Genomic DNA, 18,586 nt, shown 5'->3' on the forward strand with positions numbered 1-18,586 from the left:
GGACTACCACTCAGTAAGATGAATGACCGTCACTTTTTGTGGACGGGGTCCCCGATCGCCCCCGGTGCCGAAAATCCGTTGCCGCTGCGGCGCGGGCGGGCGAAGCTCGCCGACATGGACCAGAGCACCGAACACCAGCCGTCGCAGCCCGCGGCCACCCCGCGCCCGCCGCGACGGGACGTCTCCGACCTCTTCTCCGGCGGCCGCCTCACCGTGATCCCGCGCAAGGCCGCCCGGCGCGAGCAGTTGCTCGCGCACCTCACGGAGACCCTCTTCGCGGTGGGCCAGGACTACACGGAGCCCGAGGTGAACGACGCACTGCGCACCGTGCACGAGGACTGCTCGGCGCTGCGGCGCTATCTGATCACCTCGGGCCGGCTCACGCGGACCCGTGACGGTCGGACCTACCGGCGGTCGGCGATCACCCTGTAGTGGGTCGTCAACCGCCCGTCGTCACCGATCACATGGAAGGCGACGGCCGGCGGCTCGTCGAGGTGCACGTGCTCGGAGGACCCGGTCGGCGCCTCCCACGGAAGCCGCAGCGTGGAGACCACCCCGGGCGCGACCAGCACCGGCCGGCCCGCGAAGGTGGTGGCCGCGGCGGTGTGCGCGTGCCCGCACAGGAAAGCGGTCAGGTGCGGGTGGCGCTCCGCGAGGGCGGCGAGCCGCTCCTCCCCGAACTGGCGGATCCCGTCCACGTACGGAGTGTTCAGCGGCACCGGCGGGTGGTGGAAGGCGACCAGGACCGGGGTCTCCGGCGGGGTTTCGGTCAGCACGCCGTCCAGCCAGGCCAGGGTGGACTCCTCCAGGAAGCCGTGGTCCTCGCCGGGGACGGACGAGTCGCACACGGCGAGGACGAATCCGTCGCCGCGCAGCACCTGGTCGACGGGCTCCGTGGAGGGGGACGTCTCCCCCAGCAGTCCGCGGCGGAACGCCGCGCGCTCGTCGTGGTTGCCGGGGCAGACCACCAGGGGGTGGCGCGAGCGCAGCAGCTTGGCGGCCTCCTCGTACTCGGCGTCCGCGGCGTGGTCGGCTATGTCCCCGCTGACGAGTACGGCGTGCAGGTCGTACGGGAGCGCGTCGAGGTACTCCATGACGGCGCGGGTGCGGTCGGCCGCGCGCCGGTCACCGTCGAGATGGACGTCGCTGAGGTGGGCGATCACGATCACGTGCGGTGTCTCCTTCGTCTCTGGTCAAGAGAGGGGTGGACACCCATTCAACATGCCGAACCGCCCTCCGCCCGGGCCGGGTTGTCCCCGGTCAGCGCTCGGTGCGCTGCCGCCGCGCGCGGCGCGTCAGCACCCACCCGGCCGCCGTGAGCGCGACGGCGCTCCCGGCGAGGGGGGCCACGGCGGCTCCGGTGGAGGCGAGCGCACCGCCGGCGGGGGTGGCGTTCGCAGCACCTCCGCCCACAGCGCCTTCGTTCACGGCACCCCCGACCGTGGCGCCCCCGACCGTGGCGCCCCCGACCGTGGCGCCGGCCGAACCGCCGCCTCCGGAAGCAGGGGTGCCGGAGGTGCCGGAAGCGTCGGAGGAACCGGAGGAACCGCCCGCAGCGGCCGAACCGCCGCCGGAGCCTGCTGTCGTACCTCCCGTGGAGCCGGTCGGTCCGGCCGAGCCGTCGCCGCCCGTCGTGGCGTCCGCGAGGGTGACGGTGAGGGTGGCCGCGGCGCTGTGGGCCGTACCGGCGTCATTGGTGAACTCGGCGCGGTAGCGGCGGCCGTTGTCGGCGGCGGCGGCCGTGAAGGTGTACGTCGGCGAGGTCGCGCCCTCCACGGACCGCCAGGTCCGGCCCGCGTCCGTACTGGCCTGCCAGGCGACGGTGGGCCGCGGGGTCCCCTCGGCCTCCGCCGTCAGCGAGACCCGGGTACCGGCCGCGACCGACCGGTCCGCCGGGTTCCTGGTGACGTGAGGGGACGTCACCCGCTCCAGCCGGTCGATCTTCCCCGCGACCGGGTCCGACACGAAGACGACCGCACCACCGGGTGCGACGGCCACGGCCGCGCTGCCCGACTGCGCGTGCATTCCGCGGAGTACGAGCGGCTTCGCCACCTCCTGGAGGTCACGGGTGCGGTGGACGGTGAGCGCTCCGTCGTCGTCGCTGCCCGGCTGCGAGGTGTCCCCCGCGTCCTGCCACACGACGAACGCCTCGTGCATCGTGGCGTCGAAACCCACCGCGCGGGGCATGTCGGTGCCCGCGCCCCGCAGGGTGCCCAGCCGTTCGCCCGTCGCGTCGTGGACGACGACGGTGGTGCCCAGCCCGACCCACACGGCACCGGTCTCGGGATCCACCTCCGTGAAGCCGCCGAACCCTTCACCGGCGGGGAGCGCGACCGTCGCGGTGACCTGGAAGGTGGCCGCGTCGATCCGGTACATCCGGCGGTCGGCCGTGTCCGTGAACCACACCGTGCCGCGCGCCGCGTCGACCGCGAACCCGTCCCCGCCCTCCAGCGTGACGGAGCGCTTCACCACCGCGGTCGCGATGTCGACCTCCGACAGTACGGGGCCCTGCGCGACCAGCACCGTCGAGGGGGTGAGCCCGGCGGTGGCGTGGGTGACGGCCGCACCCGGCACTCACGCGCCCGCCGCGGCGGCGTCGCCGTCCTTCGCGGTACCGATGCCGCGCAGCGGATAGAGGAAGACCGCCCCGTCTCCGGGAAGCGGAGCGAGCAGCTGCCGTACCGCCCGCCGGCCGAGCGCGCCCGTGGGCCCGGGAGCCTGGCCGACGGTGCTGCGCACCCGGCCGTCGGCGGGGTCCAGGACGTGCAGCCCGCTCTCGTTGACGTCGGCCGTCTCGGTCAGGTCGTCCGAACCGACGTACAGCTTCTTCGAGTCCGGGTGCAGCAGCAGGTCACGGGGTTTGCCCGCCGCGCCGAACCGCGCCACCGACCGGTACGCGACGGTGGCCTGCGCTCCTTCGGCCCCCTCGCCCCCGGCCGCCGATACGGGACTTCCGGTGGCGGCCGAGACCAGCACGAGCACCAGGGCGGCGGATGCGGCGCCCGCGCGAGCGGGGGTGAGGGGGTGTCGCGGTGTCATGGCTTCCTCGTCGAAGGGGCGGGAATCTGGCCCGGAGCGGGGTCAGTTGAAGGTCACCGGGACATGGACGTCGTACGTGCGGTTCGCGGAGTTGAAGTGGTCGGCGCGCGTGACGACGGCGCACTCGACCGTCTCGCCGCAGATCTGACCGCCGCCGAGGTCGGCCTTGACGTGGATGGTGACGCTGAAGGTGCCGCCCGGGCCGAACCTGGAGGTGTTGGCCAGGGTCCCGCCGAAGGTGTTGTTGACCCAGTGCGAGGCGCCGGTGGTGCCCGACTGGTCCGAACCGCCCAGGCAGGGGGTGGGCTTGCTCGCGCCCGGTGCGCCGCTGACGGCGCACAGGCTCACGTATATGCCCTTGGCGGGGTTGTAGCCGCTGCCGGTGACGGTGACGTTCTGACCGGCCGCGGCGGCTGTGGACGGCGCGGTGAGGCTGAGGGCGAAGGTGCTCGCACCGTCCGTGACCGTACGCGTCGACGTGGCGGCGGAGGCGGTTCCGGCCGCGCCGACCGCGAGCGCGACGGCGGCGGAGGCGGCGACGGCCGCGCGGACGGCGGTACGGGGCAGGAAGGCAGCACGCATCACTGGAACACCTTTCAGACACGGGAATTCGCAAGAACTGAGGTAAGGCTAACCTAATTTCGATCAAGGCGGCACTCCTGGTTCGCGCCATCTCCCCCGCCATGACGTCCGGTCAACTCGCCTTCCCCGCCGGCCTGTCGGTGGCACCGGACAACAGAACGGCCCGGCCGCGCCGTGCAGCGCGACCGGGCCGTGTCAGGGCACCCCTGGGGGGCAGGTCCTCACCCCCGGTAGGTCTCCAGCAGCCGCAGCCAGACCTCACTGATGGTCGGGAACGACGGAACCGCATGCCACAGGCGCTGGATCGGGACCTCCCCCGCGACCGCGACGGTGGCGGCGTGGATCAGTTCGGCGGCGCCGGGGCCGACGAAGGTGACCCCGAGGAGGACCTCGCGGTCGAGGTCGACGACCATGCGGGCCCGGCCCTTGTAGCCGTCGGCGTACAGACCGGCGCCGGAGACCCCGGACATGTCGTAGTCGACCGCGCGCACCCGGAGCCCGGCCCGTTCGGCCTCGGCCAGGGTCAGGCCCACGGCGGCGGCCTCCGGATCGGTGAAGACCGCCTGCGGGAGGGCGCGGGTGTCGGCGGTCGGCGTGTGCGCGCCCCAGGGCGCGGTGTCCAGCGGGGTGCCGGCCGCGCGGGCGGCGATCACGGCGCCCGTGATCCGGGCCTGGTACTTGCCCTGGTGGGTGAGGAGCGCACGGTGGTTGACGTCCCCGACGGCGTACAGCCAGTCGTGCCCGGGCACCCGGCACGTGTCGTCCACGTCGATCCACCGGCCGGCGGGCAGGCCCACGGTGTCCAGCCCGATGTCCTCGGTCCGCGGCGCGCGGCCCGTCGCCATCAGCAGCTCGTCGCCCTCCAGCATCTCGCCGCCTTCCAGGACCACCCGGACGGGGCCGGTCGAGCCGTCTCGTACGACCGCCTCCACGGACACTCCCGTACGGACCACCGCCCCGGCCTCGCGCAGCGCGTCGGCGACCAGTTCTCCCGCGAAGGGCTCCATCCGCGGCAGCAGCCCGGAGCCGCGCGCGAGGACGGTGACCTGCGAGCCCAGGGCCTGCCAGGCGGTGGCCATCTCGACAGCCACCACCGAGCCGCCCACGATCAGCAGCCGGCCGGGGGCCTCCTGCGCGGAGGTGGCCTCGCGGCTGGTCCAGGGGCGGGCCCCGGCGATTCCGGGGAGGTCCGGGATCACCGCCCGGGTGCCGGTGGCGACGACCACCGCGTGGCGGGCCGACAGGATGTGGTGCTCGCCCTCGGGGCTGGTGACGGCGACCTTGCGGACCCCGTAGAGCCGGCCGTGGCCCCGGTACACGTGGGCGCCGATCGAGTCGATCCAGTCGATCTGGCCCTGGTCCTTCCAGTCACCGGTCCAGTAGTTGCGGTGCGCGAGTACGGCCGCCGTGTCCAGGGGCCCCTGGACCGCCCCGGCGAGGCCCGGCACCCGGCGGGCGTCGGCCCGGGCCAGCGCCGGGCGCAGCAGTGCCTTGCTGGGGATGCAGGCCCAGTACGAGCACTCGCCGCCCACCAGCTCGCTCTCGACGAGCGCCGTGCTCAGCCCGGCGGCGCGGGTCCGGTCGACGATGTTCTCACCGGCCGGTCCTCCACCGAGGACCACTACGTCGTACTCCACCGCTTCCGACACAGGCACCTTCCAAGGGTTCCAGAGGGTCCACCAGGACCCGTGGGAATCCCGGTCAGGGGCTCATGCCCTGTCACTCTACGTGTGCTCTGGAGGACATGCCTGAGATGACGGGCGGCCTCGGCGTGGTGACGCGGCCGCTGTTCCTGCTCGGTCGCCGGTCCGAGGCCGACGCGGCCGCGGGCCCGCGGCGGACCGGCCCGTCCACCCGGTGGCGCCTGGTCGCAAGACGCCGCGGCCATGCCGGGACGCGAGTGAACTGCCGTCCCGTGAACGGCTCCTGCCGGGGAACCCGGAGTCGGGGCACTCTTCCCGCTCGTGCGATGCACAGCCCCGTCAGTCGGCGGCCCGGCGCCTGCCCCGTCGGCGGCGCGGGTACGGAAAGAGCCGTGGCGAGCGTTTGGCGGCCAGGTCCTCGACCCAGCCGAAGGTCAGCACCAGCAGGCCGAGCAACGGAATCGCCACCAGCAGCGTGAACCACGGGCTGGCCAGCAGCCACTGGAGGTTCGTGTAGAAGAAGTGGACGCTCCAGAGGGGGTCGATCAGCGGAACGGCGACCACCAGCGCCGCCTCGTGCCAGAGGTACACGCTGACGGCGCGTGCGTTGAGCAGGCGGACCAGGCCGTTCCAGCGTTCGAGCGGTCTGGGCCACTCCGCCCAGGACGGGCTGACGTGGAGCAGGATGGCGACGAAGCCGAGGGACCACAGGGCCTGGGCGACAGGCCAGGACTCGATGTCGGTCGGTTCGGTGGGATCGACCGGCCGGGTCTGCAGGTACCAGAGGCCGGCCACCATGACCAGCGGTGCGATGGACGGCAGTACGTACTGCGGGATCTTCTTGAGCAGCCCCTCCTGGTGGGCCATGCCGAGGATCCAGCAGGAGCCGAACATGGTGAAGTCGTTGGCGGTCTCCCACACCCGGCTGTAGATGAACTCCTGGTCGGCGAAGAACGTGTTCATGACGATCGTCAGCGCCAGGGGCGTGAACAGCGTCACCACCGGAAACCGTCGCAGTGCCCGGAGCATCAGCGGTGAGAGCAGGACGTACCACAGGTAGGCCCGGAGGTACCACAACGGGACGACGATCTGCGCGGCCCAGGTGTGTTCCACGTGATGGTGGAAGCCGGCCAGCTCGTCCGCGTAGGGCGGGGTGCTCAGCGGCAGGATCCAGAAGCCCAGCTTGGCCCACCACCAGCTGGGGTGGCCCTCGGAGTGGGGGCCCCAGCCGTCGAGAATCTGGAGGGCGATCACGACGGCGCCGAACAGCCACATCGGCGGCAGCAGCCGACGCAGCCGGCTGCGGATCACACCGAGAGCGGGACGGCTGAGCGAGCGGGCCATCAGCGAGCCGGCCAGCGCGAACATCACGCCCATCGACGGGAAGGCGAGGGGCAGCCAGAACCAGCCGAAGTTGTGGTAAAGCACCACGCGGCCCAGCGCCAGCGCTCGCAGAAGGTCGAAATAGAGGTCCCGGCCGCCCTTGCGCTCGGGCGGTGCCTCCGGCTCCGGCTCCTGTCGCAGCACGGCGGGGACCCTCAGCCGGACGGTGTCGCAGGTGCGCCCGAGGTCGATGGGTGCGGTCACGGTCGGGCCTCCACGGGTACGGCGACCTCGCCGGTGCGGCGGAGTTTCTGCCACCGCAGCCGGCCACCGGTCATCGCCGTGATCGCGGACTGCAGCAGGACGATGTACATCAGCTGCCGGTAGACGAGTTGCTGGATCGGCAGGCTGATCAGATGCCAGGGCTTCTCGCCGTCAAGCCGGAAGGCGTACCAGGACAGTGCGGCCTGGAGCAGAATGAAGCCGCCCCAGCTGGTGAGGGTGATCGGGGCGTCCCCGAACAACACGCCGTACAGCAGGAACATGTCGACCAGCGGCGCCAGCAGCGGGGCGACCACGCCGAACAGCACGACGAGCGGCAGCCCGATTCGGCCGAAGCGCCCGGCCGGGCCGCGGGAGGTCACGGCGCCGCGGTGCTTCCACATCGCCTGCATGCTGCCGTAGCTCCAGCGGTACCGCTGGGACCAGAGCTGCTGGAGGCTGGCGGGAGCCTCGGTCCAGGCGCGGGCGCGCTCGGCGTAGACGATCCGCCAGCCGTCGCAGAGCACCGCGATGGTGATGTCGGTGTCCTCGGCGAGGGTGTCGTCGCTCATCCCGCCGACCTGCCGCAGGGCCTCCTTGCGGAAGGCACCGACCGCGCCGGGGATGGTCGGGATGACGCCCAGCATGTCGTACATCCGGCGGTCCAGGTTGTGGCCGAGGACGTACTCGATGTGCTGCCAGGCACCGATCAGGCTCTCACGGTTGCCGACCTTGGCGTTGCCCGCGACCGCGCCGATCGCCGGGTCGCCGAAGGGCTGGACCAGCTCGCGTACGGTGGACGGCTCGAAGACGGTGTCGCCGTCCATCATCACGATGATGTCGTACGAGGCTGCCGCGATGCCGGTGTTGAGCGCGCTGGACTTGCCGCCGTTGACCTGGCGGATCAGCCGGACGAACGGCAGGTCCATCTCCTCGACGATGTCCGCGGTGCCGTCCGTGGAACCGTCGTCGATGACGATCACCTCGATCGGATGGTCGCCGGCGGCCAGGGATTTGAGGGTGTTGGCTATGCACTCCCGCTCGTTGTAGGCCGGGACCAGTACGGTGACCGGCTCGGTCACCGGCGGTCCCCAGGCATCCCGCCGCTTGGAGCGGCGGGCGTGGATCGGTGCGAGAACCAGCATCAGCGCGAACCGGCCGAAGTTGAGGAAGCCGACGAGGGCCAGCAGCGCGACCAGAACCGGCAGCGTGTGCACGGCGAACTGGGTACCCCAGATGAATCCCTTGCCGGCCCACAGCTGGAAACCGTGCACCGGCACGGTGGCGCTGGGGGCGCCGAGCGCCTCGGAGATGGTGGTGAAGCGGTAGCCCTGGGCCTGCAGCTTGTCGATGATCTGTACGAGCGCGGCGATGGTCTGGGTACGGTCGCCACCCGCGTCGTGCAGCAGGATCAGCGCTCCCGCGCCGGGCTTGGACGGCATCGCCGTCTTGACGATCGCATCGACGCCGGGACGCTTCCAGTCGTCGGTGTCGCGGTCGATGAACGCGGTGAGGTAGCCGCGCGCGCCCACGTACTTGATCACCGGGTAGTTCCAGTCGTCCAGCGCCGAGGCGTCGGAGGAGTACGGCGGGCGGAACAGCGCGCTGTGCACGCCCGCGACGCCGGCCAGCGCCAGCTGCGTCTGCGCCAGCTCCCAGCTGACCCGGGCGTGGGACTGGTACACGAGATCGGGGTGGGTGAAGGTGTGCACGCCGAGCTCGTGGCCGCCCGCGACGATCTGCCGGATCAGCTCCGGGTTGCGCGTGGTCATCGCGCCGGTCACGAAGAAGTCCGCACGGATGTCGCGGGCCGCGAGCACCTCGAGGATCTTCGGAGTCCACTCCGGCGAGGGACCGTCGTCGAAGCTCAGGACCGCGGTGCGGTCGGGGATGTGATAGCTCACGGGGTGCTCGTTCCTGGCACCCCGCGCGTCGATGATCGGGCCCCCCTTGAGCAGGTTGTCCGGCACGGTCGTCTTGTCGACCGAGATCGCGATCCGGGAGTCGTGGAACGCCTCGTTGGTGGCGAGGCCGCGCAGGACGAGGAGCGCGAGCAGGCACGCCAGCAGGGACAGCGGCATGAAGAAGCGCAGCGGTGGCGCGGCCAGTCGGCGCGGCCTGAGCAGGGACTGCCGGCGGCGCTGGTGGCGGGACAATGACGCTCCTGGAGATGGGTGGTGCGGACGATCAGGGGTGCTTCGCCGGTCGGCCGGGGGGCGCCGTGCCGCGCGGCGCGGTGGTCACGGCCTTCGATGTGGTCGTCGCGTTCTTCGGCGTGGCGGCCATGGTCTTCGGCGTGGCGGCCGCGGTCTTCGTGGCGGTGGCCGGCGCCTTCGCCTGGGGTGTCGCAGACCGCACGGCCGTCCGGGGCGCGGACGGTGGGGACGACGGGCCGGGCGACAGCGACGGCACGGGTGGGGGCACCGGGGCGGCCGGCCACGAAGGCTGTACGGGTATGCGCATCGGCGGGGCGTCCGCCTGCACACCGATCAGGCTGCTGCCCATGGCGACCGCCAGGACCGCGCCGACCACCGAGACCGGCCAACCGAGACCCCGCAGCAGACGGCCACGCAGACCCGACTGGTCGACGAATACCGGTGCGGGAGCGGACTCGCGAAAATTTGGCTCAGACATGTCAGGCTCCGCCCGGTGCGCCGGTCAGCGGTCGATGGAATTGATGATTGCGCGCACCTCGCGAGGCCTTTCAGCGCAGGGTACGCAGACCGCGGGACAGCAGGGCGAACGCTAGTACACCGGCCTGAATCGAATTTGGCCCGATGTATGCATTTGGAGTGATCTGCTCAGGTGTCGTAATCGGATCGCAATGCCAATGGGACGTACCGATCAGTAGGCGAGACGAGGAGTCGCCGGATAGTGATCGACCGCTTGCGAGACACCCTCCGAACCGGAGCTAAGATTCCCCCTCGCGTGATCAGTCATTTGATCCTCATTTGCAAAAGGGCGTGTCCAGGTACCGCCTCTACGCCCCAAGGAGCCCGTGTGAGCCAGCCCCGCCGCACCTCTCGCAGCCGCGCGTGGACCGCGCTCACGCTGCCCGTGCTCCTGTGCGTACTCGCCGCGTGTTCCGGCGGCCCCGCATCCGGCCGGGGTGCCGATGCCGCGGCCCCCGGCGCCTCGCGGACCCCGTCCGGACCGCCGGGAACCCTGTTCGACAACTTCCACTACAGCGGCCCCGACGACCCCTCGCTCACCGCCAACGGCTGGGAGGTCCGCAACGGCGCGGGCAGCCCGGGAATCAAGGACACCTGGTCCAGCGCCGGCGCCGGCTTCCCCTCCGACGCGACAGCCCAAGGGGGCAGGGTCCTGCAACTGCGGGCCTCCACCGACGGCACCAAGCAGGGCACCAGGCAGGTCGAGGTGCAGAGCACCGGCACCGCCCTCTTCACGGGAACCTACGCCGCTCGGGTCCACCTCAGCGAGAGGCCCACGAGCGGCCGCGACGGCGACCATGTCGTCCAGACCTTCTTTCCCATCTCCTCCGCGGAAGCCTCGGCGGACTACAGCGAACTCGACCACGAATACCTGCCGAACGGCGGCTGGGGTTCGGTGGGTTCGCAACTCGACAACGTCAGCTGGTACAAGGCCGATCCGCCGGACCGCGTCAGCCACACGTCCAAGCAGCACCTTGAGGGCTGGCACATCATGATGATCACCGCCGTGAACGGAAAGGTCACCTATTCCCTGGACGGCAAGGACCTTTTCACCAGCTCCGGCAAGTACGTCCCGCGCGAGAAGATGGACATCCATTTCAGCAACTGGTTCATCGACCTTCCCTTCACCGGCGGTCCGCGCACATGGGACATGAAGGTCAACTGGTTCTACTACAAGGCCGGTGAGGCTGTTTCCCAGGCGGAGGTACAGAAAACGGTGGACGGCTTCTACAGTGCCGGGACCGGCTTCATCAACACCGTGCCGAAGTCCTGACTACGCCGTCGAGGTACCGGAAGATCTGGGCACACCCGGGGCAGTGACACCCGTGTGACCACGTCGGCGATCCGTTGGACGGCGCCACCGGAACAAGGCCGCCCTCCCACGCGCCGGCCGGGTCACTTGCCGACCGACCGCCAGATGCGGTCGGGCAGTTCACGGGCGGCTTCCTCCAGATCGAGGTCCCCCACGGTGAGCCAGCGCCGGACGACGGCGACCACCGGGCCCATGGCGAGGGACTCGATCAGAGCCGGCGAGAGTTCGGCGAGCTCGCCCGACTCCTGGTGCGCCCGGATCCAGAGGGTGATCGGTGTCAGCCGGGCCTCCTGGGTGTCGCGGATCTCGTGCGCGCGGGCCATGCCCTGGCGATCCGCGGTGACGGAATGGATGAGGCGGGCCGCGCGGGGATGGGCCTGTACGAAGTCCAGGTAGGCGAGGACGACGGCCCGGATGCCGGAGCGGGCGTCGGCCGCCTGGAGCAGCGCTGCCGCCAGTTCCTTCAGCAGCTGCTCCAGGGAACGCAGTGCGAGCGCGGCGACCACTCCGTCCAGGCTGCCGAAGTGGTGGTAGATGCTTCCGGAGCTGACCGCGCTGGTACGGGTGATGGCCCCGAGGGTGAGACCGGCTTCCCCGGACGCGGCGTAGAGGCGGAGCGCCGCGTCCAGGACCTGTTCGACGGTGGCTTCGCCGCGTTGTTGCTTCGGCATCGGGCAGGCGTCCTCGGTCTCGTAACGGCGGTGGATCACCTCGATCCTCGCCGGGTTCAGCCTAAAGCACCATTATTGGATTCTTTTCTAGAAAGACTTTCAATTTGCCGAGTGGGGGGCCCACACTGGTCCGGGTCCGGGCCCGGGAATCACGTGCAGGCGGCTCGGCAACGAGGGTGCGGGCGAAGGCGGTTCGGATACCAGGAGGGGGAGACGTGGTGTACCACGTGGAGTTACCGATCGGTGGGGCGGCCGAGCCGCAGGACGTGGTGCGGGTCGAGGTCGTGGAGACCGGCGAGGACGGCCTGGTCCGGGTCGCCCGGCCGGGGCAGGTGATGGCGCGCGCCTCACGGTCGCTGGCGGAGATGGTGACCGGGATCCGGCCGGTGGCACAGAGTTTCGTCGACGGCTTCCGCGGCATACCCCAGGCTCCCGACGAGCTCAACCTGGAGTTCGGGCTGTCGATCTCCGCCGAGGCCGATGTCGTGATATCGAGCACGGCGGCCGAGGCCAACTTCAAGATCTCGCTCACCTGGACCCGTTCCCCGGCCGACGCCCCGGCCGACGCCCCGGCCGCGGGCCCGGCCGCGGACACAACCGCCGGGCCCGCCGGCGACTCCGCTGTCGGCCCCGTCGCGGCGGAGCCGGCGCCGTGACGGAGCCGCAGGCGTCGCAGGGCGTCGGCCCGAAGACCCTCAACGCGGCGGTCCTGCGGATCCGCGACGGGCGCGGGGATCCCGTCGGCCTGGGCTTCCTGATCTCCCCCGAACTCGCGCTGACCTGTGCCCACGTGGTGTCCGCGGCGCTCGGCACGCCGCAGGACGAGGAGCCCTCGCCCGCCTCCCGGATCCGCGTCGACCTGCCCCTGGCGTCCCCCGTCGCCCCGGACGGCGTCGGGGTGACCGCGAGCGTCGAACGCTGGCTGCCGCCGCGCGAGGAGGGCGGCGGGGACATGGCGGTCCTGCGGCTGGACGCCCCGCTGCCCGGCGCCCGCCCCGTGCGGCTGATCGAGGCCGAGCAGGTGTGGGGTCATCCGGTACGGGCCTTCGGCTTCCCCACCGGACGCCCGGGCGGAGTCTGGCACTCCGGGGTCCTGCGGGAGGCGCAGGCCCACGGGTGGATCCAGGCGGACCTGGCCGGCGGAGGCTATCCGGTCTCGCGGGGCTTCAGCGGTACCCCGGTCTGGGACGAGGACCGCGTCGGAGTGGTCGGCATGATCGCCGTCGCCGAGGCGGGCCGGCCGCCGGTCAGTTACCTGATCCCGACGGCCGGCATCCTTCAGGCCTGGCCCGAGCTGCGCCCGCTGACCCTCCCGCCGTCGCCGTTCCGCAGCCTCACGGCCTTCCGGGAGAGCGACGCCCCGCACTTCCACGGCCGGCGGGCCGAGAGCGAAGAGCTGGACCTCGCGCTGGCGGGCGAACCATGGGTGACCATCGTGGGCGCCTCCGGATCCGGCAAGTCGTCCCTGGCCCTGGCCGGGGTCGTCCCCCGGCTCCGGCGTTCGGGGGCCGCGGCGGTCGTCGTACGGCCGACCCACGGCAGCAGTCCGCTGGCCGTCCTCGCGGCCGCGCTGCTGCCGCTGCTGGAACCCGAGCTGTCCGAGACGCAGCGCCTCGCCCGGATCTCCGACCTGACCGGGGTGCTGCGCGGCGGTGGCCTCGCCGATGTCGTGGCCCGGGTGCTCGATCTGTCCGGCAGCCGTCGACTGCTCGTCGTGGTCGACCAGTTCGAGGAACTCCTCGCTCTCGCCGCGGAAGCCGTCGACGAACTGGCCGATGTCCTGTTCGGCGACACCCTGCCGCGGCCGGTCCGGGTGCTCACGACGTTGCGGGCCGACTTCCTGGAGACGGCGCTGGCGCATCCCCGGCTCGGGGCGGTCATCGGCCGACGCGTCCACGCCCTCGGCCCTCTGGGACCCGAGCGGCTGCGCGAGGTCGTGACCGCCCCCGTGGACGCCGTTCCCTCGGTGCGCTACGAGACCGGCCTCGTGGACCGCATCCTGCAGGACACCGGCACCGAGCCGGGCGCACTGCCCCTGCTGGGCTTCGCCCTCGACCTGTTGTGGCGCGAGCAGCGCGGAGGACTGCTCACCTACGAGGCCTACCAGGACCTCGGCGGTGTCACCGGGGCGTTGAGCCTGCACGCCGACCGGGTCTGGGCCGAGTACGTCCCCGAAGCGGACGCGCCGGTCGCCCAGCGGCTGTTCACCCAGCTCATCCGGGTCCCCGTGGGATCACCGGCCGCGACGCGCCGACTGGCCCTGCGCGGCGACCTGAGCGAGGAGCAATGGCAGGTCGCCCAACGGCTCGCCGCCACCCGGCTCCTGGTGACCGGCCGCAGCGCCGAAGGCGGCGAGACGGTCGAGCTCACGCACGAAGCTCTCATCGGCGGCTGGGAGAGACTGGCGCGGTGGGTCGAGAGCGACCGTTCCTTCCTCGTGTGGCGGGAGTCCCTGCGCCATGACATGGACCGCTGGGAGCGGGCGGAGCGGGCCGCCGAACTGCTGCCGACGAAAGTGACCCTCGCGGGTGCCGGGCAGTGGGTACCCCGACGGGCCGGCGATCTGAGCCCCGCCGAACGCGCCTACCTGGAGGCCGGACGCGCCCACCAGCGCTCCCGGGCCCGCCGGGTGCGCGGCGCCTGGTCCGCGGTCTCCTTCATCGTGGTCCTGACCGTCCTGCTCGGATCACTGTTCCTGGTCACACGGCAGGAGAGCCGCGACCGCGACGCGCTCGCCACCTCACGGTCCCTGACCCAGGCGTCCCAGGACGCCGCGGCCACCGACCCCGCCCAGTCCGTGATGCTCGCGCTCGCCGCCTACCGGACCTCTCCGACCCAGGAGGCCCGCAACCAGCTGCTGCGCCTGCACCTGGCGTACGCGGACAAGAGCCGGGTCGTCTCGGGCCTGCTGGGAACGGTACTGAGCATGCAGGGCAGCCTCGACGGCAACGTGGTGCTGGCCACCTCCAAGAACGGCAGGGCGACGCTCTTCACGGGCGTCACCACCGGCCGTATCCGCAGCGCGCAGGTGCCCTCGGTCGGACAGGTGAAGTACCCGTTGGTCTCGGCCGACGGAAAGCGGGCCGGCTACGTCCAGGAGGACGGGGTCGCCGCGTGGTTCCCGGTGCACGCCGACCGTGAGGAGCCGATGGGTGAGCTGCACAAGCTGGCCCCGGCCCCGGCAGCGGCCGTCGGAACGGACAAGGGGCTGGCCCCCACCATGTCGGTGGACGGGACGCTGATCGTCCAGCGGGTGCAGGACCACCTGGTCTGGTGGGATCTGGACAGCGGCGCCATCGCCCGCTCCACGCGTGCGCCCGAGGACCACCCCGACGGCAGTATGGATGACCTGTGGATCGGCGCGGACAACCGGACCCTGCTGCTGCGGCGACACCGAGCGGGCACCAACAACACGACCCTGCTCGCCTACGACCCGGCGACCGAAGCGACGCGTGCCATCGCCGGCGGAGTGGACGTCATCGAGCTCTCCGGAGACAGGACGGCAGCCGTGGCCTGCACCGAGCAGGGTGGCGGCGCGGCGGTGACCCTCCTGCGGATCTCCGACGGCGCCCCACAGGGGAAGCCCTACGTGGAGACGGAAAAGCGGTACAGGTCCGAAATATGCCTTCCGCATGCGGTCGACGCGGACGGCACACGGGGGGCGCTGTGGGCCAACGACTCGCTGCGGCTGGTCGACCTGCCGCGGCAGAAGGTGCTCTCCACCGTCCCCTCGGCCTTCACCAGCGGGTCGAACCTGCTGGCATCGGCCGACGGCAGGCTCTCCCACGTCAAGTGGCAGGACTCCGTGATCACCTACACCGAACTGCCCGTCGGAGAATCAGTACTCCAGGTGGGCCAGCAGATCCTCACCCACGACGGCGGCAGAACGATCAGCCTGCTCGGCGACGGCTCCGCGCTGCAGGTACGGCCCACGGCACCGGGCGCCAACGACCAGCTCATCGCCGAGGCCCCGCGCCGGACGCCGTACCGGAAGCCCGGCAGCACCGACCTCATGAGGCTGAGCAAGGACGGCCGTCTTCTGGCCGACCTGGAGGGGCCCAACGTGGTGTCCGTCCTCGACGCCTCCACCCTGCGCCGGCTGGCCACCATCACCGCGGCCGAGCCGCCGGCCCAGGACACCACGCCATCGATCCTGCGAACGGGCGAGGAACCGGACTTCCGGCACTTCTTCGACGTCGCCGGCAACGTCCTGACGGTATCCGGGACCATGGTCCAGCAGTGGGACGCGCGTACGGGACGGGAACTCGCCCACTACGACGCGAAAGCCCTGCTGCCCACCACGGGATCCGAGCCGCGGACCAACATCGGCCCCTACCCGGCCCCGAACAAGGTCACCGTGACCGTCTGGGGCGACCCGTCGGTCCGCATCGTCGACATCACCACGGGCACCGTCACGGAGACCGTCCGCACCACCGAGGACGTCCTCGCCGTGCAGTTCGACCCCAGCGGCCGCTACTTCGGGCTGATGCGCCGGGGCTCGGTCGTCGAGCTGTGGCGGCGCGACCCGCTGCGCAAGGAGATAGGTCCGCTGCGCAGCACCGCCGAGGACTCCGACACCCCGACCGTCACCCGGTTCCGAGACGGCGACGGCCACTTCCTGATCGCCGCCGACAACGCCGTGCGGACCTACGGCATCGAGGAACGCGCCCTCCTGGAGTCGTACGAATTCGGTCAGCCGCCGAACCCGATCCCGACCTCCGTCTTCGGCTCCGGCATCCGTCCGTACTCCTTCGTGGACGTCTCCAGGGACGCCTCGACGGTGATCTACGCCGACCCCTCCGGCCCCGGCGGTGTCCTGTCGCTCGACCCCGGGGCGTGGCAGCGCGACCTGTGCAAGACCATCGGCAACCGGACGTTCACCGCCGAGGAGCGCAGGGGCCTCCCGGTCCGTGTCCCGGCGCGGCCGGTGTGCCCGGCGGGCTGATGTGCCCGATCCACCGGGCCCGATGGCCCGGCGGATCCTCGGGCCTCGTACCGCGGGCCTCAGGCCTCCGCGGTGCCGGGGGCCCCGCTGCCGGAGCCCTGGGAGCCCTGCTGCTCCGCGGCGATCTTCGCGCGGACCTCGTCCATGTCGAGGGCCCGGGCCTGGCCGATGAGGTCCGTCAGGGCCGCCTCCGGCAGCGCGCCGGGCTGCGCGAAGATGGCCACCTGGTCCCGGACGATCATCAGCGTCGGGATCGAGGTGATCTGGAAGGCCCCGGCCAGCTCCTGCTGCGCCTCGGTGTCCACCTTGGCGAACACGAGGTCGGGATGGGCCTCGGAGGCCCGCTCGTAGACCGGGGCGAACTGCAGGCACGGCCGGCACCAGCCCGCCCAGAAGTCGATCAGCACGAACGGGTTCTCGCTGACCGTCTGGTCGAAGTTTTCCTTGGTGAGCTCGACTGTAGCCACGGTGTCCAGACCTCCTGATTGAGCCGTCTGCTCCTTGAACGAACGTCGTGCCTTCCGCATTCCGCCCGCGCGGGGGCGGAGCCGGGACCTCCCCGGACACCGCCTAGAACGGGTGGCCGGCGGGGGTGCTGCGGAGCGTGGTCCAGCGCAGTTCCGTGAAGGCGTCCAGGTTCGCCTCGCCGCCGAAGCGGGCACCGGTGCCGGAGGCTCCGACTCCGCCGAACGGGGCGACGGCCTCGTCGTTCACCGTCTGGTCGTTGACGTGGGCGATCCCGGTCGGGATCCGGTCGGCCAGGTCGAGCCCGCGCGCCGCATCCCGGGTCACGATGCCGAGGGAGAGGCCGTAGGGGCCCGCCGACGCCAGCGCCACCGCCTCCTCCTCCGTCGCGAAGGACCGTACGGGCGCCACCGGACCGAAGACCTCCTCGGTGTAGGCGGGGGTGTCGTCGGCGACGCCGGCCAGCACGGTCGGCCGGTAGAACAGGTCCCGGTGCGTGCCGCCGGCCACGAGCTTGGCCCCCTGCCCGGTGCTGGCCTCCACCAGGGCGTGGACCCGGTCCAGCTGGGCGCGGTCGATCAGCGGGCCCAGGTGGACCCGCTCGCGGAACGGGTCCCCCACGGCCAGTTCCTCGGCGCGCGCGGCGAGCCGCTCGACGTACTCGTCGTAGAGCGAGGCGTGCACGAGGTGGCGCCCCGCGGTCATGCAGATCTGGCCCTGGTGGAAGAAGGAGCCCCAGGAGGCCTGGGCGACGGCGGACTCGATGTCGGCGTCGCGGAGTACGACGAGGGCCGAGTTCCCGCCCAACTCCAGGTGGACTCGCTTGAGGTGACGCCCCGCCAGTTCACCGACGGACCGGCCCGCCGCGGTGGATCCGGTGAAGGACACCACCCGGACGCCCGGGTCGGCGACCACGGCGGCGCCCGTCCCGGCGCCGCCGGGCAGCACCTGCAGCAGCCCGCCCGGCAGCCCGGCCGCGGCGAAGACCGCGGCGAGCGCGAGACCGCCGCAGACGGCGGTGCGCCGGTCCGGCTTGAGCAGCACCGCGTTGCCGAGTGCCAGCGCCGGCGCGACCGAGCGGATCGCCAGGATCAGCGGGGCGTTGAAGGGGGCCACGACCCCGACCACCCCGGCCGGCACCCGGCGGGTGAAGGACAGCCGGGGCGCCTCGCTCGGCAGCACCTGCCCCGCGGGGCGGGAGGCCAGCGCGGCGGCCTCGTAGCACTCCTGCGCGGCGACGTGCAGCTCGAAGTCGGCCTTGCCGGGTATCGAGCCGGACTCGCGGACCAGCCATTCCCGCAGCTCGTCGGCGTGGGCGGCGAACAGGTCCCCGGCGCGGCGCAGCACGGCCGCCCGCTCCGGGTGGGTGGTGCGCGCCCAGTCCCGCTGCGCCGCGCGGGCCCGTACGGCGGCCTCCGCCACATCGGCGGGTGCGGCGAGGTCGATGGTGGCGAGGGTGCGGCCGGTGGCGGGTTCGACGACCGGGGCGGAGCCGCCGGTGAAAGTGGGTCCGTCCTGCCAGAGCGTCGGATCGAGGAGCGGCATGGCGCGGGGCCTCCGGGTGGGGATGGGCGGGGCGGGGGGGGCGGCAGCACGCGCCATCGTGCCAGACCGGAGGCTCCACATCTGTTCAGTTATTGGGCAGTTGACGCCGAGCGGTGACCGGAAACGAT

15 protein-coding genes are annotated in these 18,586 nt (G+C 72.0%); 4 read left to right on the plus strand and 11 right to left on the minus strand.

Translation table 11 applies throughout. From position 1 onward, the window contains the following. Positions 1–114 precede the first annotated feature (114 nt). Positions 115–432 carry a DUF2087 domain-containing protein gene (locus tag Sspor_RS08790; RefSeq protein ID WP_202198528.1) on the plus strand — a complete coding sequence of 106 codons (318 nt, stop codon included), beginning with the start codon at positions 115–117 and terminating at the stop codon, positions 430–432. On the opposite strand, the gene Sspor_RS08795 is transcribed toward Sspor_RS08790, so the two are convergent. The 8 genes from Sspor_RS08795 to Sspor_RS08830 all read right to left on the minus strand — a co-directional run bounded on the left by Sspor_RS08795 (position 405) and on the right by Sspor_RS08830 (position 9,482). After that, entirely contained in the window at positions 405–1,169 is a 765-nt protein-coding gene (locus Sspor_RS08795) for a metallophosphoesterase (RefSeq protein WP_202198529.1), read from the minus strand. The genes Sspor_RS08790 and Sspor_RS08795 overlap by 28 nt on opposite strands. A gap of 91 nt (positions 1,170–1,260) precedes the next feature. Next, positions 1,261–2,574, minus strand: a complete 1,314-nt coding sequence (locus tag Sspor_RS08800; RefSeq protein ID WP_202198530.1) for a DUF8696 domain-containing protein — start codon at positions 2,572–2,574, stop codon at positions 1,261–1,263. Beyond that, complete coding sequence (locus tag Sspor_RS08805; RefSeq protein ID WP_202198531.1) at positions 2,575–3,039, minus strand: hypothetical protein; 465 nt, start codon at positions 3,037–3,039, stop codon at positions 2,575–2,577. A gap of 42 nt (positions 3,040–3,081) precedes the next feature. Continuing rightward, entirely contained in the window at positions 3,082–3,621 is a 540-nt protein-coding gene (locus Sspor_RS08810; RefSeq protein WP_202198532.1) for a hypothetical protein, read from the minus strand. 221 nt (positions 3,622–3,842) lie between these two features. Next, positions 3,843–5,270, minus strand: a complete 1,428-nt coding sequence (locus tag Sspor_RS08815) for a dihydrolipoyl dehydrogenase family protein (protein WP_372499845.1) — start codon at positions 5,268–5,270, stop codon at positions 3,843–3,845. Between the two features lie 333 nt (positions 5,271–5,603). After that, positions 5,604–6,851 (minus strand): acyltransferase family protein, encoded by a 1,248-nt coding sequence (locus Sspor_RS08820; RefSeq protein WP_202198534.1) that lies wholly within the window; start codon positions 6,849–6,851, stop codon positions 5,604–5,606. Beyond that, entirely contained in the window at positions 6,848–8,941 is a 2,094-nt protein-coding gene (locus Sspor_RS08825) for a bifunctional polysaccharide deacetylase/glycosyltransferase family 2 protein (protein ID WP_506005370.1), read from the minus strand. The genes Sspor_RS08820 and Sspor_RS08825 overlap by 4 nt, the downstream gene beginning before the upstream one ends. Before the next feature lie 94 nt (positions 8,942–9,035). Next, on the minus strand, positions 9,036–9,482 hold the full coding sequence (locus Sspor_RS08830; protein ID WP_202198535.1) for a hypothetical protein: 447 nt from the start codon (positions 9,480–9,482) through the stop codon (positions 9,036–9,038). 366 nt (positions 9,483–9,848) lie between these two features. Here Sspor_RS08830 and Sspor_RS08835 point away from each other — a divergent pair, with 366 nt between their 5' ends. After that, complete coding sequence (locus tag Sspor_RS08835) at positions 9,849–10,793, plus strand: glycoside hydrolase family 16 protein (protein WP_202198536.1); 945 nt, start codon at positions 9,849–9,851, stop codon at positions 10,791–10,793. Positions 10,794–10,915: 122 nt separating this feature from the next. Here Sspor_RS08835 and Sspor_RS08840 read toward each other — a convergent pair whose 3' ends face one another. After that, on the minus strand, positions 10,916–11,503 hold the full coding sequence (locus tag Sspor_RS08840) for a TetR/AcrR family transcriptional regulator (RefSeq protein ID WP_202203561.1): 588 nt from the start codon (positions 11,501–11,503) through the stop codon (positions 10,916–10,918). A 227-nt stretch (positions 11,504–11,730) separates the two neighbouring features. Here Sspor_RS08840 and Sspor_RS08845 point away from each other — a divergent pair, with 227 nt between their 5' ends. Both Sspor_RS08845 and Sspor_RS08850 read left to right on the plus strand, forming a co-directional pair. Beyond that, entirely contained in the window at positions 11,731–12,159 is a 429-nt protein-coding gene (locus tag Sspor_RS08845) for a CU044_2847 family protein (protein WP_237403762.1), read from the plus strand. Then, the gene (locus Sspor_RS08850; RefSeq protein WP_202198537.1) at positions 12,156–16,448 is read left to right on the plus strand and encodes a S1 family peptidase; all 4,293 of its coding nucleotides are present in this window, start codon (positions 12,156–12,158) and stop codon (positions 16,446–16,448) included. Before Sspor_RS08845 ends, Sspor_RS08850 begins: the two co-directional genes overlap by 4 nt. 59 nt (positions 16,449–16,507) lie before the next feature. Here Sspor_RS08850 and Sspor_RS08855 read toward each other — a convergent pair whose 3' ends face one another. Together Sspor_RS08855 and Sspor_RS08860 are read right to left on the minus strand one after the other, a co-directional pair. Beyond that, a complete protein-coding gene (locus Sspor_RS08855) occupies positions 16,508–16,915 on the minus strand; it encodes a thioredoxin family protein (RefSeq protein WP_202198538.1) in 408 nt (135 codons plus the stop codon). Positions 16,916–17,018: 103 nt separating this feature from the next. After that, complete coding sequence (locus tag Sspor_RS08860; protein WP_202198539.1) at positions 17,019–18,458, minus strand: aldehyde dehydrogenase family protein; 1,440 nt, start codon at positions 18,456–18,458, stop codon at positions 17,019–17,021. Between the last annotated feature and the right edge of the window lie 128 nt (positions 18,459–18,586).

Origin of the sequence: Streptomyces spororaveus (assembly GCF_016755875.1) — a bacterium.
GTDB lineage: Bacteria > Actinomycetota > Actinomycetes > Streptomycetales > Streptomycetaceae > Streptomyces > Streptomyces spororaveus.